Source organism: Serratia sp. YWN4, assembly GCF_055790845.1.
This window is the reverse complement of record NZ_CM147696.1, coordinates 3,312,654-3,334,407: the sequence shown is the minus strand read 5'-3', so window position 1 is coordinate 3,334,407 and position 21,754 is coordinate 3,312,654. Positions and strand designations below refer to the sequence as shown.

The 21,754-nt window shown below is 53.3% G+C and carries 18 protein-coding genes; 15 read left to right on the top strand and 3 right to left on the bottom strand.

Going from position 1 to position 21,754, the window contains the following annotated elements; genetic code table 11:
- Positions 1–9 precede the first annotated feature (9 nt).
- Together msbA and lpxK are read left to right on the top strand one after the other, a co-directional pair.
- Positions 10–1,758, top strand: a complete 1,749-nt coding sequence (gene msbA / locus ACX9GT_RS15760; protein ID WP_473187667.1) for a lipid A ABC transporter ATP-binding protein/permease MsbA — start codon at positions 10–12, stop codon at positions 1,756–1,758.
- On the top strand, positions 1,758–2,735 hold the full coding sequence (lpxK, locus tag ACX9GT_RS15755; protein WP_473187666.1) for a tetraacyldisaccharide 4'-kinase: 978 nt from the start codon (positions 1,758–1,760) through the stop codon (positions 2,733–2,735). Before msbA ends, lpxK begins: the two co-directional genes overlap by 1 nt.
- Position 2,736: 1 nt before the next feature.
- Here the strand turns inward: lpxK and hglS are convergent, their stop codons facing one another.
- Positions 2,737–4,143, bottom strand: coding sequence for a 2-oxoadipate dioxygenase/decarboxylase HglS (gene hglS, locus ACX9GT_RS15750; protein WP_473187665.1), 1,407 nt, complete (start codon positions 4,141–4,143; stop codon positions 2,737–2,739).
- Between the two features lie 442 nt (positions 4,144–4,585).
- Here hglS and cspE point away from each other — a divergent pair, with 442 nt between their 5' ends.
- The 6 genes from cspE to ACX9GT_RS15720 all read left to right on the top strand — a co-directional run bounded on the left by cspE (position 4,586) and on the right by ACX9GT_RS15720 (position 8,638).
- Positions 4,586–4,795, top strand: a complete 210-nt coding sequence (cspE, locus tag ACX9GT_RS15745) for a transcription antiterminator/RNA stability regulator CspE (protein ID WP_037393997.1) — start codon at positions 4,586–4,588, stop codon at positions 4,793–4,795.
- Positions 4,796–5,017: 222 nt separating this feature from the next.
- The gene (locus ACX9GT_RS15740; RefSeq protein WP_473187664.1) at positions 5,018–5,239 is read left to right on the top strand and encodes a cold-shock protein; all 222 of its coding nucleotides are present in this window, start codon (positions 5,018–5,020) and stop codon (positions 5,237–5,239) included.
- Between the two features lie 109 nt (positions 5,240–5,348).
- Positions 5,349–6,575: a winged helix-turn-helix domain-containing protein gene (locus tag ACX9GT_RS15735; protein ID WP_473187663.1), complete on the top strand. Its 1,227-nt coding sequence runs from the start codon at positions 5,349–5,351 to the stop codon at positions 6,573–6,575.
- Between the two features lie 98 nt (positions 6,576–6,673).
- Positions 6,674–6,856, top strand: a complete 183-nt coding sequence (locus ACX9GT_RS15730) for a Trm112 family protein (protein ID WP_004942667.1) — start codon at positions 6,674–6,676, stop codon at positions 6,854–6,856.
- Positions 6,853–7,602 carry a 3-deoxy-manno-octulosonate cytidylyltransferase gene (kdsB, locus tag ACX9GT_RS15725; RefSeq protein ID WP_473187662.1) on the top strand — a complete coding sequence of 250 codons (750 nt, stop codon included), beginning with the start codon at positions 6,853–6,855 and terminating at the stop codon, positions 7,600–7,602. The genes ACX9GT_RS15730 and kdsB overlap by 4 nt, the downstream gene beginning before the upstream one ends.
- Positions 7,603–7,741: 139 nt before the next feature.
- Complete coding sequence (locus tag ACX9GT_RS15720; RefSeq protein ID WP_473187661.1) at positions 7,742–8,638, top strand: YcbJ family phosphotransferase; 897 nt, start codon at positions 7,742–7,744, stop codon at positions 8,636–8,638.
- Here the strand turns inward: ACX9GT_RS15720 and elyC are convergent, their stop codons facing one another.
- Positions 8,639–9,418 (bottom strand): envelope biogenesis factor ElyC, encoded by a 780-nt coding sequence (gene elyC / locus ACX9GT_RS15715; protein WP_473191610.1) that lies wholly within the window; start codon positions 9,416–9,418, stop codon positions 8,639–8,641.
- 152 nt (positions 9,419–9,570) lie between these two features.
- Here elyC and cmoM point away from each other — a divergent pair, with 152 nt between their 5' ends.
- From cmoM to ACX9GT_RS15680, 7 genes are all read left to right on the top strand, one after another.
- A complete protein-coding gene (cmoM, locus tag ACX9GT_RS15710; protein WP_473187660.1) occupies positions 9,571–10,356 on the top strand; it encodes a tRNA uridine 5-oxyacetic acid(34) methyltransferase CmoM in 786 nt (261 codons plus the stop codon).
- Positions 10,353–11,675 (top strand): chromosome partition protein MukF, encoded by a 1,323-nt coding sequence (gene mukF, locus ACX9GT_RS15705; protein ID WP_473187659.1) that lies wholly within the window; start codon positions 10,353–10,355, stop codon positions 11,673–11,675. The genes cmoM and mukF overlap by 4 nt, the downstream gene beginning before the upstream one ends.
- Positions 11,656–12,384, top strand: a complete 729-nt coding sequence (gene mukE, locus ACX9GT_RS15700) for a chromosome partition protein MukE (RefSeq protein ID WP_473187658.1) — start codon at positions 11,656–11,658, stop codon at positions 12,382–12,384. The genes mukF and mukE overlap by 20 nt, the downstream gene beginning before the upstream one ends.
- Positions 12,381–16,829 carry a chromosome partition protein MukB gene (mukB, locus tag ACX9GT_RS15695; RefSeq protein WP_473187657.1) on the top strand — a complete coding sequence of 1,483 codons (4,449 nt, stop codon included), beginning with the start codon at positions 12,381–12,383 and terminating at the stop codon, positions 16,827–16,829. The genes mukE and mukB overlap by 4 nt, the downstream gene beginning before the upstream one ends.
- 224 nt (positions 16,830–17,053) lie before the next feature.
- Positions 17,054–18,901: a L,D-transpeptidase gene (gene ldtD / locus ACX9GT_RS15690; protein ID WP_473187656.1), complete on the top strand. Its 1,848-nt coding sequence runs from the start codon at positions 17,054–17,056 to the stop codon at positions 18,899–18,901.
- Positions 18,902–19,081: 180 nt separating this feature from the next.
- Positions 19,082–19,630 (top strand): peptidoglycan L,D-endopeptidase MepK, encoded by a 549-nt coding sequence (gene mepK / locus ACX9GT_RS15685; RefSeq protein ID WP_473187655.1) that lies wholly within the window; start codon positions 19,082–19,084, stop codon positions 19,628–19,630.
- A 64-nt stretch (positions 19,631–19,694) separates the two neighbouring features.
- Positions 19,695–20,342: an MBL fold metallo-hydrolase gene (locus ACX9GT_RS15680; RefSeq protein ID WP_473187654.1), complete on the top strand. Its 648-nt coding sequence runs from the start codon at positions 19,695–19,697 to the stop codon at positions 20,340–20,342.
- A gap of 70 nt (positions 20,343–20,412) precedes the next feature.
- Here the strand turns inward: ACX9GT_RS15680 and ACX9GT_RS15675 are convergent, their stop codons facing one another.
- Positions 20,413–21,603, bottom strand: coding sequence for an amino acid aminotransferase (locus ACX9GT_RS15675; RefSeq protein ID WP_473187653.1), 1,191 nt, complete (start codon positions 21,601–21,603; stop codon positions 20,413–20,415).
- Positions 21,604–21,754 lie beyond the last annotated feature (151 nt).

The window sequence follows — 21,754 nt, the reverse complement described above, 5'->3', positions numbered from 1 at the left end:
GGTATCTGCATGATGAATGATAAAGATCTCTCCACCTGGCAGACGTTCCGTCGCCTCTGGCCGATGATCACTCCTTTTAAAGCCGGGCTGATAGTGGCCGCTGTTGCGTTAATTTTAAACGCAGCAGGGGACACGCTAATGTTGTCCCTGCTCAAGCCGCTTTTAGACGATGGTTTTGGTAAAACCGATAGCCGTGTTTTGGTCTGGATGCCTCTGGTCGTTATTGGCCTGATGCTGATGCGCGGTGTGACCAGCTTCATTTCCAGCTATTGCATTTCCTGGGTGTCGGGCATGGTAGTGATGCATATGCGTCGCCGCTTATTTGGCCATATGATGAGAATGCCGGTGGCCTTTTTCGACCAGCAATCCACCGGGACTCTATTGTCACGTATCACCTATGATTCTGAGCAGGTTGCTTCGTCGTCCTCCAGCGCACTGGTGACCGTTGTGCGTGAAGGGGCGTCGATCATCGGCCTGTTCATCTTGATGTTCTATTACAGTTGGCAGCTTTCGGTCATTCTGATTGTGCTGGCACCGATTGTATCTTTTGCTATCCGTCTGGTGTCTAAACGCTTCCGTAATATCAGCAAAAACATGCAAAACACCATGGGGCAGGTGACCACCAGCGCCGAGCAAATGCTGAAAGGGCACAAAGAGGTTCTGATCTTTGGTGGCCAACAGGTGGAGACGGAGCGTTTCAATTCGGTCAGCAACCGCATGCGGCAGCAGGGGATGAAGCTGGTTTCTGCCTCTTCCATTTCTGATCCTATTATTCAGTTGATCGCATCGTTGGCCTTGGCGTTTGTCCTGTTTGCGGCCAGCTTCCCGAGCGTAATGGAAACCTTGACTGCCGGTACAATTACCGTAGTGTTTTCCTCAATGATTGCCTTGATGCGCCCGCTGAAATCGTTGACTAACGTTAATGCCCAGTTCCAGCGCGGTATGGCAGCATGCCAGACTCTGTTTTCAATTCTGGACATGGAGCAGGAAAAGGATACCGGCACTCGCCAGGTGGAGCGTGCCAAAGGGGACATCGAGTTCCGTAATGTGACGTTCTGTTACCCTGGGCGAGAAATCCCGGCGCTGCGTGATATCAATCTGAGTATCGCCGAAGGTAAAACGGTGGCGTTGGTCGGGCGTTCTGGCTCGGGCAAATCAACCATTGCCAATCTGTTGACGCGTTTTTATGACGTCCAACAAGGTGAAATCCTGATGGATGGTCATGACCTGCGTGAATATACCCTGGCCTCACTACGCGATCAGGTGGCATTGGTATCGCAGAACGTCCACCTGTTCAACGACACCATTGCCAACAATATTGCCTATGCGCGTGAGCAGCGTTACAGCCGTGAAGAGATAGAGACTGCGGCACGTATGGCTTATGCCATGGACTTTATCGGCAAAATGGAGAATGGTCTTGATACGGTGATTGGGGAAAATGGTGTAATGCTTTCCGGTGGTCAGCGCCAGCGTATTGCTATTGCTCGCGCGTTACTGCGTGATTGCCCAATTCTGATCCTTGATGAAGCTACCTCTGCGCTGGACACCGAATCTGAGCGTGCCATTCAGGCCGCACTGGATGAGTTGCAGAAAAACCGTACCTCGTTAGTCATTGCGCACCGCCTGTCTACCATTGAGAAAGCGGATGAAATTTTGGTGGTTGAGGATGGTCAGATCGTTGAACGTGGTCAGCATGCGGCACTGATTGAGCAACGGGGTGTTTACGCACAGCTTCACCGTATGCAGTTTGGTCAGTAATGATAGAGCGTATCTGGTCCGGTAGCTCACTGATTTATCTGCTGCTGCTGCCGCTTTCCTGGCTGTATGGCCTGGTTAGCGGCGTTATTCGGCTCAGTTATCGTGTGGGCTTACGTAAAAGTTGGCGTGCGCCCGTGCCGGTGGTGGTAGTGGGGAATTTGACGGCTGGCGGCAACGGTAAAACCCCTATGGTGATCTGGCTGGTTGAGCATCTTCAGCAGCGAGGTTATCGCGTGGGCGTTGTTTCCAGAGGGTACGGCGGTAAATCCGCGGTATATCCTCTGGTGCTGAATGCTCAAACTACAACGCAGCAGGCTGGTGATGAACCGGTGCTGATCTACCAGCGTACCCGTGCGCCGGTGGCAATTTCCCCCAAACGTACTGAAGCTATTCAAGCATTGCTGCAACAGGGTGAACTTGATGTGGTGATTACCGACGACGGTCTCCAACATTATGCTTTGCAGCGTGATTTTGAATTGGTGGTTATTGACGGTGTACGCCGCTTTGGCAACGGCTGGTGGTTACCGGCAGGGCCGATGCGTGAACGTGCTGCACGGTTGAAGACGGTGGATGCCTGCGTCGCTAATGGCGGTGTCGCGCAACCGGGTGAAATTGCCATGAAACTCCAAGCGCTGGATGCGGTGAATCTGGCGAGTGGTGAACGATGCCCGGCAACCGAACTGCCACATGTGGTCGCAATGGCTGGAATCGGTCATCCGCCGCGCTTTTTCGCCACGCTGGAAAAGCTGGGGATTGAGGTTGAAGGTGAAATCCCGTTTGCCGATCACCAGGATTACACTCATGCGCAGTTGGCTACGTTGACAAAAGCAGGGCAGACGCTGCTGATGACTGAAAAAGATGCGGTGAAATGCCGTCATTTCGCCCAGCCTGACTGGTGGTATTTACCGGTTGATGCGGTACTTCCTGCCGATCAGGCTGAGCGGTTATTACAAGATATCGAGAAACTACTCAAATAAATCAGGCCTCCAGCGCGCATACCCCTAATGCTTGCGCGCAGGCCTGCAATGAACGCTGTTGCGTCTGTTGATACAGCTCCAACTCGTCAATCACTTCTGCTCCTAATGCCTGTTCAAATGCGCTACGGCTTGACGCTGTGCCGTATTGCGTATGGCGACTATCACCGAGATTGGACTGGAAAATCCCTGCGGCACTGACTGGCAGAAAATCTTCATATACCAAGGGTTGGAAGCGGATGTAATCAAGCGCGATAAGCTGCTCCAGAGAGCTGTGTTTATCTATCGCCTCTTTAGCGGCCAGACCGCATTCTGTTGGGAAATAGCGGAACCAGGCCAATCGTTGCTCGCGCAGCGTGGCGTAATCATCTGGAAATGCCTGAAAATGTTCGATCAGTAATTGATTGTACTGCGCAGCATTTTTTTCAGTGGCCGGAGCTTGCAATGCATCATTGGTGGCCTGTAACAGACGATCGTAAAGCGCACGCCCTTTGGGAGTAAGCGCAACTCCTCGCTGCTCGATTTCACCGAAACGCGCGGTATGGTGTCCGGCAACTTCATGGCCATCATGCTCGATAAAGGCGACATCTTCTTCTAACGCCTTAAAACTGGTCTGGCGCAGCAGGATCGGGCAGTTGCGTGGGGGCGGGCCTTCAATCACCGCTTTAGGCGTAATGCCGCGTCCTGGCATCGCCAGTTGTACCCGATCGATATCCAGCGTGCGCGGTGTTAGATGATTAATATGCGGGCCTTTGAAAGCAACCACATCGGCAATCAATCGGTGTTGATCGTGTAACTGTTGATATTCACTGGCGCTCACCGTGGCTTGACTGTGCCAGCGGAACGTTTCTAGCGCTTGTGCAATAAATTCCTGTGCCTGCTCTTCATCCAATCCGCCTTGTGCCTCATGTAGCGTCATCAACTCTAAAGCCCGCTCGGTAAAGATACGGCGGCGGGCTAACAACTGTTGGGCCAGCTCACGCAACTGCACATTTTCAATCAGTTCGAGCCGCAGTAAAGATGTAAATACCCGGAATGGGCTGAGCTGCAGCGCGCTTTCATGCACGGCACGAAATGCGGTTGAGTGAACGGGCACACCGGCAACTGCCAAGTCATAGTAACCAACGGGAGACATCCCCATCACGCCAAACAGACGGCGCAATGTTTTCAATTCCTCTGCGGTGCCTACGCGGATAGCGCCATGGCGTTCCATCGTCAGCCGGTTAATTTCGCCGGTAATTTGCAGTTGATTGGCCAAGACGGCGTCTTCACTCAGAACTTGCCGATTAGTCTCCGCCACGAGTTCGACCAGTGCGCCATACAACGGCACTTCTTTCTGATACATGGTCGACATTGCCTTGGAAAATCTGGCACGAATCTCATTCGATGAGATGAACTGCTGGGCAGTCATGCGCATAACTCCTTTGATTAATTAAAGTCTGAATAATATGGTTTAGTGTTGGTTAGAGGGGCACTCACCTTGTTTTCACCTGAAGTTTAGCCAGCTCGTTTGGGATTTGTTATAGATTGGCTAACGATATTAGAGTTTTATGCGTTAGCTCTCATTTGGTTTTGCCGATGAGGGATAGGGATACCAAGATCATCGGCTAACTGGGAGAGATTTTTGTGATAAACCTCTTGTGTTAATGAAATTTTTATGAGTAAATACACCCCGGCCTGTGATACAGACCTATTTATGTTTGAGTTTAGAGTTAAGCAGTTCCTCCCAAAACGTTATCATCTGATTCCGCTTCAAAGACGAACCTTCTAAGTACCTCCCATAAGTAATGATTCTGAAAACGGCCAAATCGCCTCATGGTAGGTTGTGTAAATATATTTAAAAGGTAATAGTAATGTCTAAGAAAATGGGTCAGGTTAAGTGGTTCAACGAAAGCAAAGGTTTTGGTTTCATTGAGCAACAAGACGGCGGTAAAGATGTGTTCGTACACTTCTCCGCAATTATGACCGATGGTTTCAAAACCCTGGCAGAAGGCCAGCGTGTTGAGTACACCATTCAGGACAGCCCGCGCGGGCCGGCTGCCGCCAACGTTGTTGCTCTGTAAATCCACAGGGAATAACGTATAGAGAACTTGATACAACCATAATGACGCATTTATGCTGAGTTATTGCGGAAGATATTGAGCTCAACAAGCCCGCCAAAGTGCGGGTTTTTTATTTTTTGCTCACGAGAGGTTTGTTACGAGAAACTTTAGGATGGGCTGGTAGCATCCAAACAATAATAAAAATGATGTTGTTAAGGATGCTCAAGTGAAAGGAATTAAATGATGTTTAAAAATACTGTGTTAAAAATGGGCCGAGTGAAGTGGTTTAATCAGAGCGAAGGCTATGGTTTTATTTCCCCGGTTGATGGTAGTGACGAAATTTATGTTAGCCGCCGTGCTATCGCCAATACCAAGAATAAATCGTTAAATGAAGGTCAGAACGTCGAGTTCTCGATCTATCGTAGCTCTCACGGGCTGTCTGCGGCAGACGTTATCGCGTTCTGACCCACCCCTTCCTCGCCAGTGCCGGTGCCGCCACCCCATGCACTGGCGAAGAAAAATTCTTCGATATCCTTTATGATCAGGCGATTGTTCAATCACCTGGGATATCAGGATGCCAACCCCCGTTATTTCGCTTTCTTCTGCCCGCGCGCTTCATCTTGCCGCTCAAGGGCTGCTCTCCCCTGTTAAACGCAAAGCCAGACCCGATGATGTGATTGGTGCCATAGAACGCATGGGGCTGCTGCAAATCGATACGATCAGCGTGGTTGCACGTAGCCCTTATCTGGTGCTATTCAACCGCCTGGGTGATTATCAGCCTGAATGGTTGGAGCAGGCTTTGGCCGATCGCAAGCTGTTTGAATATTGGGCGCATGAAGCCTGTTTCCTCCCCATTGATGATTTCGGATTGCTACGCCACCGTATGCTGGATCCGCAGGGAATGGGCTGGAAACACTCACAAGCGTGGGTGGAAAAACACCATGCGGCCATTGAGGCGCTTTTGCAGCATGTCGAAACCCAAGGCCCGGTGCGTTCGGCAGACTTCACCGCCGAAAAGAAAGGCGCTAATGGCTGGTGGGATTGGAAACCGGAAAAACGCCATCTTGAGACTCTGTTTACCACCGGTAAGCTGATGGTGGCCGAACGCCGTAATTTCCATCGCGTCTACGATCTTACCCAGCGGTTACTGCCTGATTGGGATGATAATGTCCATGCTTTGCCGCGGGCCGAGGCTCAACAGGAAATGCTGCGCCGTAGTTGCCGCTATCTGGGTATTTTTAAAGCCGAATGGCTGGCGGATTATTATCGCCTGAAGCGTGTGGCTCCTAAAAAGCTGTTAGCAACGCTGCTGCAACAAGGGGAGATTCTGCCGGTGGAAATCAACGGGCTGGAAGGCGAATTCTATGTGCATCAGTCGTTGGCCGCCGAGTTGGCATTGGCTGAACAAGGGAAACTTAAGTCCAGCGTGACCTGCCTGCTTTCCCCTTTTGATCCGGTAGTGTGGGATCGTCGCCGTGCATTAGATCTGTTCAACTTTGATTACCGGCTGGAATGTTACACGCCGAAGGAAAAACGTCAGTACGGCTATTTCACTTTGCCGCTATTGCAGCGGGGTGAACTGATCGGTCGAGTTGATGCAAAAATGCATCGTAAACTGGGCATTTTTGAAATTATCAGTTTTCATCTGGAGCCGAAAACCAAGCTGAATAAGCAGCGCTGCCAGGATATCCGGCAGGCGATAACTCGCACGGCGAAGTGGCACGGTGCGCAACAGGTCACTCTGGGGGATATACCGACTCAGTTGGCGGCGGAATGGTCGACAGGTTGGCGTGTGGAATAACGGATTTCGCGGAGTAAATCAGGCGGTGATTAACCTGCTCTATAGCGTTATGCTATCCTCACGCACTTTCCTTGATGCCTATATCCCCTGGAGGAAGCATGGATCACCGTTTACTCGAAATCGTTGCCTGCCCGGTCTGCAACGGCAAGCTCTACTTCAATAAAGAAAACCAGGAACTGGTCTGCAAAGTGGACGGCCTGGCCTACCCACTGCGCGATGGTATTCCGGTGTTGCTGGAAAACGAAGCGCGTTCACTGTCACTGGATGAGAAACACGCATGAGTTTTATCGCTATTATTCCTGCTCGCTATGCGTCCACCCGTTTGCCGGGTAAACCGCTGGCCGATATCCACGGTAAACCGATGGTGGTACATGTGATGGAGCGCGCGCGTGAGTCCGGTGCTTCGCGCGTTATTGTCGCTACCGATCATCCCGAAGTGGCCAAAGCAGTAGAAGCTGCCGGTGGCGAGGTTTGTATGACCAGCCCCGACCACCACTCAGGTACCGAGCGTTTGGCGGAAGTGATCGAGAAATGCGGCTTTACTGACGATCAAATCATCGTCAACGTGCAGGGCGATGAGCCTCTGATTCCGCCGATAATCGTCCGCCAGGTAGCCGAGAATCTCGCCTCCTGCGAGGCTGGAATGGCGACGTTGGCCGTGCCAATCGCAACCGCCGAAGAGGCGTTTAACCCGAATGCCGTCAAAGTGGTGATGGATGCACAGGGCTATGCGCTCTATTTCTCACGCGCCACCATCCCGTGGGATCGTGAACGCTTTGCCCAGTCGAAAGCAAGCATCGGCGATAGCCTGCTGCGCCATATCGGCATTTATGCCTACCGGGCTGGATTTGTGCGCCGCTACGTGACTTGGCAGCCCAGCCAGCTTGAGCAGATCGAACTGCTGGAGCAGCTCCGGGTGCTGTGGTACGGCGAAAAAATTCACGTTGCGGTGGCAAAAGCCATTCCGAGTGTGGGCGTTGATACGCCAGAAGATCTGCAACGCGTGCGTGACAGCATTAAAAACTGATTATTCTGTCGGTCAGATCACTCTGGCCGCTTCATTTCTTGTTTCCTTATCTCCATTTTATTGATCTGCGTTGAAGAATTTCGCTGTTCACCGTTCGATGATGTAGGGCGCTTTTCCTTAACCTAGAGGGTTTTGCCCAATGGAGCAGTTGCGTGCCGAATTGAGTGTGGTGCTGGGTGAATCAATCAGTCGCCTGGAGCGTGTTAGCGAGCAACCCTATGCACATATGTATTCGCTGTATGATCAACAGGATCACGCGATTCCGTTGATGGCGAAAAGTTTTGTTTGTGAGGGGATCGCGCAGCAGGAGGCTTATAAGCTCTCCATGTTGGCACGTGAAGGGGATATTCGTCTGCCGACGGTTTATGGCATGGTGTATAGCCATGAATCCCCCTATAAAGAGATTTTGCTGATCGAGCGCCTGCGCGGCGTTTCGGTTGAAGCACCCACGCGCACCCCCGATCGCTGGGACATGCTGATGGACCAGATTATCGACGGTGTATTGGCTTGGCACCGTATCGATAGCCACGGCTGCGTCGGTACGGTAGACAGCACCCAGGAAAATGATTGGTTCTGCTGGTATCAGCAGCGTGTCGAAGTGCTGTGGTCAACGCTCAGTAACCTCAACTCGCCGCTGTTCACCATGACCGATCGCCGTCTGCTTTATCGCACGCGAGAAGCACTGCCCAATTTCTTTGCCGGTTTTGACGATCCCTGCGTGCTGGTACACGGCAACCTTTCGTTGCGCAGCATGCTGAAAGATGCCAAAACCGATCAACTGCTGGCGATGCTTAATCCTGGCATGATGCTGTGGGCTCCGCGGGAGTATGAGCTGTTCAGGCTGTGTGAGGCGGGGATGCCGGATCAGTTGCTGTTTCGCTATCTGCAACGTGCACCAGTGGCAGAGTTGTTCCTGGTGCGTCGCTGGCTGTATGCGGTGTGGGAAGCGGTGGGCCGGATGATTCACACCGGCAAGCTGGATCGCTTGCTGTTCGATCAGGCGGCAAAACAGTTGCTGCCCTGGCTGGCCGATTAATTACTGTGAGTCTGACATCGTTTCGTGATCCCCTTTCAATTGCTGCCACAGGCTGCCAAGGGTTTCATACACCGCGCGCTCACTGTGGCCGAGGAATATCGAGGATGGCATCACCCGATCCCAAATATTTAACGGTGAACTGATCGCCAGTTGGTTGGCCGGTGCCGGGATCGGGTGTAACCCTTCGGCTTCGAAAAAGCGCATTGCGCGCGGCAGATGGTTGGCAGAGGTCACCAGAATAAAGGGTTGTTCTCCGACCAGTGCGGCCACTTGCGCGGCTTCTTGTTCCGTGTCCAACGGGCGATCCAAAATCACGATATCGCCGTGTGGCACTCCCAGGCTTTCAGCTACGCGCGCTGCGGTCGCGGCATTGCTCAAGGTATTGGCCCCGCGAGCGCCGGTAAACACCATCTTGCTACCGGGATGAGAGAGGTATAGCCTGACACCTTCCGTGACCCGCGGCAGACTGTTGCCGATCAGGTTGGAACTCGGTGCCCAGTCTGGGTTGAAGGTGTAACCGCCGCCCAGTACCACGATATAATCGACCCGATCATCACCGCGGTAAGTGGCATAGTGGGATTCGAGCGGCCGCAGTAAACGATCGGCGACCGGTTGCAGGCTTAAAAGCAGTAAAAACAGCCAACTCAGGCTCAAAATGGTTTTGCCGCTTTTTTGCCAGCGGGTAAACCACAGCAGCAGTAGCGCCAATCCCATCAGCAAAAGCAGGGCGGGTAACGGCATAAACAGGTTGCCGATGAACTTTTTCAGATTAAACAGCATCAAAAATCAGGTCCTTTTGGGCGAAAAAACGACATCTGGGCGTAATCACGCCGCAAGAAGATTCATTCTAAGCCAGTCTGTGCCAAAATAGCAGGTTTGAATGGGCTGGTGCTTTGCCTCAAGCCAAGATGAACTCAGCGGAGCCGTTGTCCATGCAGGATCGCAATTTTGACGATATTGCGGAGAAGTTTGCGCGTAATATTTACGGCACGACCAAAGGGAAAATCCGCCAGGCGGTGGTTTGGCAGGATCTGACCACGCTGTTGGCGCAATTGCCGCAGCGGCCATTGCGCATTTTGGATGCTGGCGGTGGCGAAGGTCATATGGCCTGCCAGTTGGCAGAATTAGGACATCAGGTGTTGTTGTGCGATCTTTCTGGTGAGATGATCCAGCGCGCCGCGCTGCTGGCAGAGCAGAAAGGTGTGAGCCAGAACATGCAATTTATACAAAGTTCGGCGCAAGACATCGGGCAACACTTGGAACAGCCGGTTGATCTGATATTGTTCCATGCGGTTTTGGAGTGGATCGCCGAGCCACAGGCGGCATTGGCGGCGCTGTTCGACTGCCTGTTGCCGGGAGGGGCGCTGTCGCTGATGTTCTTTAATGCCAATGGTCTTTTGATGCGCAACGTGGTGCTGGGGAATTTCCAACTGGTGGATCCCGAAGTCCGCAGGCGCCGCAAGCGCTCTTTGTCGCCACAGTACCCACATAAACCGCCGCAGGTGTATGCGTGGCTGGAACAGTTGGGGATGCAGATTTCAGGGAAAACCGGCGTGAGGGTTTTCCATGACTATCTGCAAAGCAGACAATTGCAGACACAAAAATTTGAAGAGCTACTGGCGCTTGAACAGCTTTATTGTCGACAGGAGCCGTATGTGAGTTTGGGTCGCTATATTCACGTCATGGCGCATAAACCAAACCTGAAGGACGAACTATGAGTGAATTTTCCCAGACAGTACCCGAACTGGTCGCCTGGGCACGGAAAAATGATTTCTCTATTTCGCTCCCCACTGAGCGTCTTGCGTTCCTGCTGGCTATCGCCACGTTAAATGGCGAGCGGCTGGACGGTGAGATGAGTGAAGGTGAGCTGGTTGATGCATTTCGCCATGTCAGTAAAGGTTTTGAACAGACGCATGAAACGGTGGCCATTCGCGCCAACAATGCGATCAACGATATGGTGCGCCAGCGCCTGTTGAACCGTTTTATCAGCGAACTGGCGGATGGCAATGCCATCTACCGCCTGACACCGTTGGGTATCGGCATTACCGACTATTACATCCGCCAGCGTGAATTCTCGACCCTGCGCCTTTCCATGCAACTGTCTATCGTGGCGGAAGAGCTTAAGCGCGCCGCCGACGCCGCCGAAGAGGGCGGTGATGATTTCCACTGGCACCGTAACGTTTTTGCACCGTTGAAGTATTCGGTGGCCGAGATCTTTGACAGCATCGATCTGACGCAGCGCCTGATGGACGAACAGCAGCAGAGCGTAAAAGAAGATATTGCCGCCCTGCTGAACCAGGATTGGCGCGCGGCGATCTCCAGCTGTGAGATGTTGCTGTCGGAAACTTCCGGCACCTTGCGTGAGTTGCAGGATACGTTGGAGGCCGCAGGTGATAAGCTGCAGGCCAATCTGCTGCGGATCCAGGACGCCACGCTGGGTGGCATGGAGCTGGGCTTTGTCGATAAGCTGGTGTTTGACCTGCAAAGCAAGCTGGATCGCATCATCAGTTGGGGCCAACAGGCGATCGACCTGTGGATCGGTTACGATCGCCACGTTCACAAATTTATCCGCACCGCGATCGATATGGATAAAAACCGCGTGTTTGCGCAACGTTTGCGCCAGTCGGTGCAAAACTACTTCGATAACCCTTGGACACTGACTCACGCCAATGCCGATCGTCTGTTCGATATGCGTGATGAAGAATTGGCGTTGCGCAGTGAGGAAGTGACCGGGGAACTGCCGCCCGATCTGGAATATGAAGAGTTCAGCGAAATTCGCGAGCAACTGGCAGCGATGATCGAACAAGCGTTGAAGGTTTATCAGGAACAAAAAATGCCGCTCAATTTAGGGGCGGTGATGCGCGATTATCTGGCGCAATATCCGCGAGCACGTCACTTCGACGTCGCTCGCATAGTGGTCGACCAGGCAGTGCGCCTTGGTGTGGCTGAAGCTGATTTTTCAGGGTTGCCAGCGCAGTGGCAGGCAATCAATGATTACGGAGCCAAGGTACAGGCCCATGTCATCGACAAATATTGAACAAGTAATGCCAGTCAAGCTGGCCAAGGCGCTGTCGAATACGCTGTTCCCGGCGCTCGATAGCCAACTGCGCGCGGGGCGCCACATCGGCATCGATGAACTGGACAACCACGCTTTCTTAATGGATTTTCAGGACGAACTGGAAGAGTTTTACGCCCGTTACAGTGTCGAACTGATCCGCGCGCCGGAGGGGTTTTTCTACCTGCGCCCGCGTTCCACTACGCTGATCCCGCGTTCGGTGCTTTCCGAGCTGGATATGATGGTCGGTAAGATCCTGTGTTATCTCTATCTCAGCCCGGAGCGCTTGGCGCACGAAGGCATCTTCAGCCAGCAGGAGCTGTATGAAGAGCTATTGAGCCTGGCAGATGAAAATAAGCTGCTGAAGTTTGTTAACCAGCGTTCTACCGGTTCGGATCTGGATCGGCAAAAGCTGCATGAAAAAGTGCGTTCATCGCTGAACCGCCTGCGCCGTTTGGGCATGGTCTATTTCATGGGCAACGACAGCAGCAAATTCCGCATTACCGAAGCAGTGTTCCGCTTTGGGGCCGACGTGCGCAGCGGTGACGATCCGCGTGAAGCGCAGTTGCGGATGATTCGTGACGGTGAGGCGATGCCGGTGGAAAACAGCCTGTCGCTGAATGATGAGAGCGAGGCTGAAGATGTGCAGGCCGATAACGCCATAGACGGTGCAGAGGATGAACAGGAATGATTGAACGCGGTAAATTTCGCTCACTGACGCTGGTTAACTGGAACGGTTTTTTCGCTCGAACCTTTGATCTGGATGAGTTGGTCACCACGCTGTCCGGCGGTAATGGGGCGGGGAAATCCACCACCATGGCGGCGTTTGTTACCGCGCTGATCCCCGATCTGACGTTGCTGCACTTCCGTAACACCACCGAAGCGGGTGCCACCAGTGGTTCACGCGATAAAGGGTTGCACGGCAAGCTGCGCGCCGGTGTCTGCTATTCTACGCTGGACGTGGTGAACTCGCGCCATCAACGTGTGGTGGTCGGGGTGCGTTTGCAGCAGGTGGCAGGGCGCGATCGCAAGGTCGATATCAAACCCTTCACCATTCAGGGGCTGCCGACGGCGGTACAACCGACTGAACTGTTGACTCAGACCGTGGGTGAACGTCAGGCGCGTGTGCTTTCGTTGCAGGAGCTGAAAGAGCGCGTCGAAGAGATGGAAGGAGTGCAGTTCAAACAGTTCAACTCCATTACTGATTATCACTCATTGATGTTTGACCTCGGGGTGATCCCGAAACGTCTGCGTTCTTCGGCCGATCGCAGCAAGTTTTATCGCCTGATCGAAGCCTCGCTTTATGGCGGGATCTCCAGCGCCATTACCCGCTCACTGCGCGACTACCTGTTGCCGGAAAACAGCGGTGTGCGCAAAGCGTTCCAGGATATGGAAGCGGCGCTGCGTGAGAACCGCATGACGCTGGAGGCGATCCGCGTTACCCAGTCAGACCGCGATTTGTTCAAGCATTTGATCTCTGAGGCCACCTCTTACGTGGCGGCGGACTACATGCGCCACGCCAATGAGCGCCGTATCCACCTGGATGGCGCGCTGGTGTTGCGCAGCGATTTGCTGGGCAGCCGCAAGCAACTGGCCAGCGAACAGTTCCGCCATGTTGAAATGGCGCGCGAACTGGCCGAGCAAAGCGGTGCCGAATCCGATCTGGAAACCGATTACCAGGCCGCCAGCGATCACCTTAATCTGGTGCAGACGGCGATGCGCCAGCAGGAAAAGATCGAGCGTTATGAAGGCGATCTGGAAGAACTGACTTACCGCTTGGAAGAGCAGAATGAAGTGGTGGCAGAAGCGGGTGAGCAGCAGGCAGACAATGAAGCACGTGCCGAAGCCGCTGAGCTGGAAGTGGATGAGTTAAAAAGCCAGCTTGCCGATTACCAACAGGCACTGGACGTGCAGCAGACTCGTGCCATTCAATATCAACAGGCACTTCAGGCGCTTGAACGTGCCCGCGCGCTGTGCCAGGTGCCGGAGCTGACCGCCGATAATGCCGAGGAGTGGCTGGAAACCTTCCAGGCGCGTGAGCAAGAGGCTACCGAAGCCCTGTTGATGTTGGAACAGAAACTGAGCGTGGCGGATGCCGCCCACAGCCAGTTCGAACAGGCTTATCAATTGGTGGGTAAAATAGCCGGTGAAGTGAGCCGCAGTGAAGCCTGGCAAACCGCCCGCGAGCTGCTGCGTGACTGGCCTTCGCAGCAGCACCAGGCCGAACGCGTCCAGCCGTTGCGTATGCGCCTGAACGAACTGGAACAACGCCTGCGTTCACAACAGGATGCCGAGCGTTTGTTGCAGGAATTCTGTAAACGCCATGGGCAGGAATATCAACCGGACGAACTCGATACCTTGCAGCAAGAGCTGGAAGAGCGTCTGGAATCGCTGTCACAGAGCGTTAGCGAAGCCGGTGAGCGGCGGATGGAAATGCGCCAGGAACTGGAGCAAATCCAGCAGCGTATTAAAGAGCTGACCGCGCGTGCGCCAATCTGGTTAGGGGCGCAGGATTCGCTGAGCCAGCTCAGTGAGCAAAGTGGTGAAACTTTCGAAGACGGCCAGCAAGTTACCGAATACATGCAGCAATTGCTGGAGCGCGAACGGGAAACTACCGTTGAGCGCGACGAAGTGGCTGCGCGCAAGCGCGAGATTGAAGCGCAAATTGAACGCCTCAGTCAGCCAAGCGGTGCGGAAGATCAACGGCTGGTAGCGCTGGCCGAGCGTTTCGGTGGCGTATTGCTATCAGAAATTTATGACGATGTGACCATTGACGACGCGCCCTATTTCTCCGCGCTGTATGGCCCGTCGCGCCATGCGATCGTGGTGCCGGATCTGTCGCTGGTGCGCGAGATGCTGCAAGGGTTGGACGATTGCCCGGAGGATCTCTACCTGATCGAAGGGGATCCGCAGTCGTTCGATGACAGCGTATTCGCCGTTGAAGAACATGAAAAAGCGGTAGTGGTGAAGACCGCCGATCGCCAATGGCGTTATTCGCGTTACCCGGAAGTGCCGTTGTTTGGCCGTGCGGCGCGTGAGAATCGCCTGGAAGTGTTGTATGCCGAACGTGACTCGTTGGCTGAACGCTATGCCACCTTGTCATTTGACGTGCAGAAAACCCAGCGTTCCCATCAGGCTTTCAGCCGCTTTATCGGTTCCCATCTGGCGGTGGCATTTGATGCCGATCCTGAGGCAGAAATCCGCACCATGAACGGCCGCCGTGGTGAGATTGAGCGTTCGCTTAACAACCACGAAGCGCAGAATCAGCAGCAGCGTCAGCAATACGAACAGGCGAAAGAGGGGATTTCCGCGCTGAACCGCCTGATGCCGCTGGTTTCGCTGCTCAATGACGATACGTTGCAGGATCGCGTTGAGGAAATCCGCGAAGAGTTGGAAGAGGCCCAGGATGCTGCGCGCTATATTCAACAGAATGGGGTTGCGCTGACCAAGCTGGAGCCGCTGTTATCGGTGCTGCAAAGCGATCCGGAACAGCACGAGCAGCTGCAACTGGATTACACCCAGGCGCAGGCAACGCAGCGTCAGGCCAAACAGCAGGCGTTTGCGCTCACCGAAGTGGTGCAACGCCGCGCACACTTCAGCTATACCGACTCTGCCGGTATGCAGAATGCCAACAACGATCTCAACGAGAAACTGCGCCAGCGGCTGGAACATGCGGAAGCGGAGCGGACTCGCGCCCGCGAGCAACTGCGCCAGTATCAGACCCAGTTTACCCAGTACAGCCAAGTGCTGGCATCGCTGAAAAGTTCCTTTGATGCCAAGCGCGATATGCTGAAAGAGCTGAGCCAAGAGCTGGTGGACATCGGCGTACAGGCGGATGCCAATGCCGAAGCCCGCGCGCGCCAGCGCCGTGACGAACTGCATGCGGCGCTGAGCACCAATCGCACACGCCGTAATCAGTTGGAAAAGCAACTGACCTTCTGCGAAGCGGAAATGGACGGCTTGCAGAAAAAACTGCGCAAGCTGGAGCGTGATTACTACCAACTGCGTGAGCAAGTGGTCACCGCGAAAGCGGGCTGGTGTGCGGTAATGCGCCTGGTGAAAGACAACGGTGTTGAACGCCGTCTGCATCGCCGTGAATTGGCCTATATGGACGGCGATGAACTGCGATCTATGTCGGATAAGGCATTGGGTGCGCTGCGCTTGGCGGTGGCGGATAACGAGCACTTGCGCGATGTATTGCGCCTGTCGGAAGATCCTAAACGGCCTGAGCGTAAAATCCAGTTCTACATTGCGGTGTATCAGCATCTGCGCGAGCGTATCCGCCAGGATATCATCCGTACTGACGATCCGGTCGAAGCCATCGAACAGATGGAGATCGAACTGGGCCGCCTGACGGAAGAACTGACCGCCCGCGAGCAGAAGCTGGCCATCAGTTCGAAGAGCGTGGCGAATATCATCCGTAAGACCATCCAGCGTGAACAGAACCGCATCCGCATGCTCAACCAAGGCTTGCAGGCGGTCTCCTTCGGCCAGGTGAAGAGCGTGCGTTTGAACGTCAACGTACGCGAAGCCCATGCCACCTTGCTGACCGTGCTCTCTGAGCAGCAGGAACAGCATCAGGATCTGTTCAACAGTAACCGCCTGACCTTCTCGGAAGCACTAGCGAAACTCTATCAGCGCCTGAATCCGCAGATCGATATGGGCCAGCGTACGCCGCAGACCATTGGTGAAGAACTGCTGGATTACCGTAACTACCTGGAGCTGGAAGTCGAAGTATTCCGCGGTTCCGATGGTTGGCTACGGGCGGAAAGTGGCGCTTTGTCCACCGGGGAAGCGATTGGTACCGGTATGTCGATTCTGGTGATGGTGGTGCAGAGCTGGGAAGAGGAATCGCGCCGCCTGCGCGGTAAAGATATCTCGCCTTGCCGTTTGCTGTTCCTGGATGAAGCGGCGCGTCTGGATGCCAAATCCATCGCTACGCTGTTTGAGCTGTGCGATCGCTTGGAAATGCAGTTGATTATTGCGGCACCAGAAAATATCAGCCCGGAAAAGGGCACCACTTATAAACTGGTGCGTAAAGTGTTCCAGAATCATGAGCATGTGCATGTAGTTGGTTTACGTGGTTTTGCCCCGGAACAGGCCGCATTGCCCCCAACGGTGGCAGAAACGCCTTAAACTTGAATAAAACTGCCCTAAAAGTCTGAAAATAGTCACCTTTAGGTGGCTATTTTTTTGTGCTGCGAGGATGATAGATAGGTTTTTTTACCGCTGAAACTAAGTAACGTAATTAGAGTAAACAGTAATTCTACGGCGCTGAGAGCAAAAGGGCCGTTCTGTTTGTATACTGAAACGAATAGATAATCTTTGTTGTATTTTTGTGAGCATACAGGGGGCAAGGGATGTTGCTTAAAAAAGGAAACTCAGTACGACGTCTGGCATTGAGTTGCGCAATTGCGTGTAGTTTTGCTATGTCGTTACCTGCATGGGCTGCCGTGCAGGCGTTTCCATCGGTGTCACCATCCGGCATGTCTGCTGTGCAAAGCCGCACTGAAATATTGGCGGTATTGCCTAAAGGTGCGGTGCCATATTATCTCCCTACCTTGGCTCAACTGTATGCATCCAACCAAATGCAGCCAATGTGGCAGGATCGGGAAACCGTGTTGCAGTTCCAGCAGCAACTTGCTGAACTCGCCATTTCGGGTATACAGCCACAGTTCACCCAGTGGGTGAAATTACTCACCGATCCGGCAATCACCGATATGGCACGCGATATTGTGCTGTCTGATGCCATGTTGGGCTATCTGCAGTTTGTTTCGTCAATCGGGGTAAACGGCAACCGTTGGCTGTACAGCAATGTTCCTTACAAGCTGGCGCTGCCAGCGAATACCGTGATCAACCAGTGGCAGCTTGCGCTACTACAGGGCAAAACCCTGGCGTATGTCAATTCGCTGACGCCCCAACATCCGCAGTATGAAAAAATGCATCAGGCGCTGCGTGAGCTGTTAGCCGATGGGCGTCCGTGGCCGCAGGTGAGCAATGGTTCAAGCCTGCGCCCTGGTCAACTCAGTGACGACATCCCGGCGCTACGGGAAATTCTTGCGCGTACCGGAATGTTAACCGTAGTACCGGTCGCCACGCCGCATTCGCAGGAACCCGCAGCGACCCCGACAGCCGCAACAGCACCGGTGGTGGAAGACGATCTGTCGGTGGATGAAGAGAAGAATCGCAGTACTGCCGGGGCGGTAGTCAGCCCAGCGGCGGCACCGATTAAGGATCTTGCGCCTTCTCCCGAAGCTCCGTTGGTGCGGCAAGCGGCTAGCCCGGTTTCGGTGACGGACAACCGTTATACCGACGATTTAGTGGAAGGGGTTAAGCGTTTCCAGACGTGGCAAGGATTGACGCCAGACGGTGTCATCGGTGCTCGAACCCGCGAATGGCTGAACGTTTCCCCCCAAATGCGCGCCTCTTTGCTGGCGTTGAACATTCAACGCCTGCGTATTTTGCCTGGTCACGTTGATACCGGCATTATGGTCAACATTCCGAACTATTCACTGATCTATTACCTGAATGGCAATGAAGTGTTGTCGTCGCGGGTGATTGTGGGCCGTCCAAGCCGTAAAACGCCATTGATGAGCAGCGCATTGAACAATGTGGTGGTTAACCCACCGTGGAATGTACCGACTAAGCTGATACGTGAAGATATCGTGCCTAAGGCGATGCATGACTCGGGGTATTTCCAGAAGCATGGTTATAGAGTGTTTTCTGGCTGGAGCAATGAATCTGAGGCGATCGATCCATCCATGATTGACTGGAACGTGACTTCAGCACGCAATTTCCCTTACCGCATCCAGCAGGCACCTGGGGCCAGCAATTCGCTGGGGCGTTTCAAGTTCAATATGCCAAGTTCCGATGCGATCTATCTGCACGATACGCCTAACCACGGTTTGTTCCAGAAAGATATCCGTGCGTTAAGTTCGGGCTGCGTGCGTGTGAACAAGGCTTCTGATCTGGCCAAGATGCTGCTGCAGGATGCTGGCTGGAATAACGCTCGAGTCTCCTCCACGCTGAAAGCGGGCAATACCACTTATGTGAATATTCGCCAGCACATCCCGGTGCAACTTTATTATCTGACGGCTTGGGTTGCTGATGACGGCAAACCACAGTTCCGTACAGATATTTACAATTATGATGCTACGGTGAGATCGGGTGCACAAATTTTGGCTCAGGCTGAAAAATTGATGCAATAAATGCAGTAATTCTAGGTAAATAACGGTCTGAATGTCTGGTTACCCACAAGCACTCTTTTTGTGAGTGCTTGTAAACCTAAGCCTATAGCGGGTTGACTCCGCATACGCTGGCGGTTATGGTTCGGGCTGTGCGCAGTTTTGTGCATTTATTTTGACATTCTTGCCGAGTTTAAAAGAGTCATGGACAAAATTGATCATCATCGCCGTAAATGGCTAACGCTAGGTAGCGCAGCCATGGGTATCGCACTGCTCCCTGGGCAGGCGTTTGCCAGTCTTTCTACCGCTCGCCCACGTATTCTGGTACTCAATAATCTGAATACCGGCGAATCCATTAAGGCCGAGTTTTTCAACGGTAAAGGTTACAACCGGGAAGAGTTAGTGCGGTTGAACCATATTTTCCGTGATTATCGTGCCAATAAGATCAAGACGATCGATCCTCATCTGTTTGATCATCTCTATCGCCTGCAAGGCTTGCTGGGAACGACCAAGCCGATTCAGTTGATTTCGGGTTACCGCTCTTCATCAACCAATAATGAAATGCGTGAGCACAGCCGTGGTGTGGCTAAACAGAGTTATCACACCAAAGGGCAGGCAATGGATTTCCATATTGAAGGTATCCAACTGAGTAACATCCGCAAAGCGGCGTTAAAAATGCGCGCTGGTGGTGTAGGCTATTATCCACGTAGCAACTTTGTGCACATTGATACCGGCCCGGTGCGGACCTGGTAATCACTGTGCACCATGGTGAATAGCGCCAGCCTGTCGGGTATGGCGCTTTTTTCGTTGGAGCTTTATGAAATACCATATTATTCCCGTAACGGCGTTCAGCCAAAACTGTACCCTGATCTGGTGTGACAACACGCAGCAGGCCGCTTTGGTTGATCCTGGTGGTGAGCCAGAAAAATTGAAAGCGGAAGTGGCGAGAAAAGGCGTGAAGATTAGCCAGATTCTGCTTACGCATGGTCATCTCGATCACGTTGGTGCGGCGGCTGAATTGGCTGAGTATTATCAGGTGCCGATCTTGGGGCCAAATAAAGAAGATGCCTTCTGGCTCGAAGGTTTACCTGCTCAGAGCCGCATGTTCGGCTTGGCAGAATGTGCAGCCTTTACGCCAACAAAATGGTTGGAAGAAGGGGATACTGTGCAGGTGGGGGAGGTATCGCTGGGTGTTCTGCATTGCCCTGGCCATACACCGGGCCATGTCGCTTTTATCAACGATAAGGCACGTCTGGCGCTGGTGGGCGACGTATTGTTCAGCGGTGGCGTAGGGCGAAGCGATTTCCCGCGTGGTGACCATCAGACGCTGATTAACTCGATCCGTACCAAGTTATTACCGCAAGGCGATGATATCGCGTTTATTCCCGGGCATGGGCCGATGTCCACCTTTGGGCAAGAGCGCCAAACCAATCCTTTCCTGCGTGAAGAGCCAGCCATCTGGTAAGGGAAATTTTCCCAACAGAAATAATAGCAAAGGGGCGCAGAGCGCCCCTTTTCAATGCCGAATTTTCAGCTTATAGCACGGCGACGATGGCTTCGCACAGCGGTGCCATATTGTCTGGCGTCATACCCGCCACGTTAACGCGGCCAGAGTTAACGGCATAAACACCGAACTCATCACGCAAGCGCAGAACCTGCTCTTTGGTCAACCCGCTGAAAGAGAACATGCCATTTTGGTTGATGATAAAGCTGAAGTCCTGCTTCGCGCCTTTCTCTTGCAGGGTATTCACGAACAGCTGACGCATACGGTGAATGCGCTGGCGCATGTCGGTCAGTTCCTGTTCCCAAGTGGCACGCAATGCTTCATTACCCAGAATAGTGGCCACCACGGCTGCACCGTGTGACGGTGGGTTGGAGTAGTTAGCGCGGATCGCGGCTTTAACCTGACTGAATGCACGATCGGCAGTCTCAGCGTCGGCAGCGACCACGGTGCAGGCACCAACCCGCTCGTTGTAAAGACCGAAGTTCTTCGAGTAAGAACTGGCAACAATCAGTTCCTGATGCTTGGCCGCAAAAATACGCAGCCCTTGAGCGTCTTCTTCCAGACCTCTGGCAAAACCTTGGTAGGCGAAGTCGAACAGCGGCAACCAACCCTTGGCGACGGAAAGTTCTGCCAGTTGTGCCCACTGTGCCTCGGTTGGATCAATGCCGGTTGGGTTATGGCAGCAACCGTGGAACAGCACCACATCGCCAGCTTCCGCACGTTTCAGGCTATTGAGCAGGCCATCAAAGTCCAGCGCATGGTTGGCGGCGTCATAATAGTCATATTCCAGCACTTCCAGGCCAACAGCGCCGAACACATTTTTATGGTTAGGCCAGGTTGGGTTGCTGATCCAGATACGTTTGGCGTTGGTTTGGTTGGCAATAAAATCTGCTGCGACACGCAGGGCACCGGTACCACCGGGTGTTTGCGCGGTGCGCGCACGCTTGCTGCCAATGATTGGGCTTTGTTTGCTGAACAGTAACTCTTGTGTACAGCTAGCAAACGCAGGGATACCTTCAATACCAAGGTAGTTTTTGGTGGTTTCATTTTCCAGCAGGTATTGTTCAGCTTTCTTCACGCTGGCCAGTACCGGTGTTTTACCGGTTTCGTCTTTATAGACGCCAATCCCTAAGTTGATTTTGTTCGGACGGGCGTCCGCGCGGAAAATATCGGTCAGACCCAAAATCGGGTCGGCAGGTGCAGCGGTGATTTTTTCAAACATGTCAGATTGCTTCCATGGCCTAGAGTTAAGCAGACAGAAGCATCAGGGTAGCGCCAGTTATCGGCTTTGCCAACCGTTTGCGAGAAAAACACATCGATCTTGTGATGGCGGCAGATTCAGCACAAAAAATGACGGAGAAGGGAGCATTAAC

Bases quoted from the DNA above. Each gene is read 5' to 3' on its own strand.
- ACX9GT_RS15740 (WP_473187664.1), top strand. From the start codon at position 5,018: ATGTTTAAAAATACTGTGTTAAAAATGGGCCGAGTGAAGTGGTTTAAT.
- ACX9GT_RS15675 (WP_473187653.1), bottom strand. From the start codon at position 21,603: ATGTTTGAAAAAATCACCGCTGCACCTGCCGACCCGATTTTGGGTCTG.
- ldtD (WP_473187656.1), top strand. From the start codon at position 17,054: ATGTTGCTTAAAAAAGGAAACTCAGTACGACGTCTGGCATTGAGTTGC.
- cmoM (WP_473187660.1), top strand. From the start codon at position 9,571: ATGCAGGATCGCAATTTTGACGATATTGCGGAGAAGTTTGCGCGTAAT.
- ACX9GT_RS15680 (WP_473187654.1), top strand. From the start codon at position 19,695: ATGAAATACCATATTATTCCCGTAACGGCGTTCAGCCAAAACTGTACC.
- mepK (WP_473187655.1), top strand. From the start codon at position 19,082: ATGGACAAAATTGATCATCATCGCCGTAAATGGCTAACGCTAGGTAGC.
- mukB (WP_473187657.1), top strand. From the start codon at position 12,381: ATGATTGAACGCGGTAAATTTCGCTCACTGACGCTGGTTAACTGGAAC.
- lpxK (WP_473187666.1), top strand. From the start codon at position 1,758: ATGATAGAGCGTATCTGGTCCGGTAGCTCACTGATTTATCTGCTGCTG.
- ACX9GT_RS15730 (WP_004942667.1), top strand. From the start codon at position 6,674: ATGGATCACCGTTTACTCGAAATCGTTGCCTGCCCGGTCTGCAACGGC.
- msbA (WP_473187667.1), top strand. From the start codon at position 10: ATGATGAATGATAAAGATCTCTCCACCTGGCAGACGTTCCGTCGCCTC.
- ACX9GT_RS15720 (WP_473187661.1), top strand. From the start codon at position 7,742: ATGGAGCAGTTGCGTGCCGAATTGAGTGTGGTGCTGGGTGAATCAATC.
- mukF (WP_473187659.1), top strand. From the start codon at position 10,353: ATGAGTGAATTTTCCCAGACAGTACCCGAACTGGTCGCCTGGGCACGG.
- mukE (WP_473187658.1), top strand. From the start codon at position 11,656: ATGTCATCGACAAATATTGAACAAGTAATGCCAGTCAAGCTGGCCAAG.
- kdsB (WP_473187662.1), top strand. From the start codon at position 6,853: ATGAGTTTTATCGCTATTATTCCTGCTCGCTATGCGTCCACCCGTTTG.
- ACX9GT_RS15735 (WP_473187663.1), top strand. From the start codon at position 5,349: ATGCCAACCCCCGTTATTTCGCTTTCTTCTGCCCGCGCGCTTCATCTT.
- elyC (WP_473191610.1), bottom strand. From the start codon at position 9,418: ATGCTGTTTAATCTGAAAAAGTTCATCGGCAACCTGTTTATGCCGTTA.
- hglS (WP_473187665.1), bottom strand. From the start codon at position 4,143: ATGACTGCCCAGCAGTTCATCTCATCGAATGAGATTCGTGCCAGATTT.
- cspE (WP_037393997.1), top strand. From the start codon at position 4,586: ATGTCTAAGAAAATGGGTCAGGTTAAGTGGTTCAACGAAAGCAAAGGT.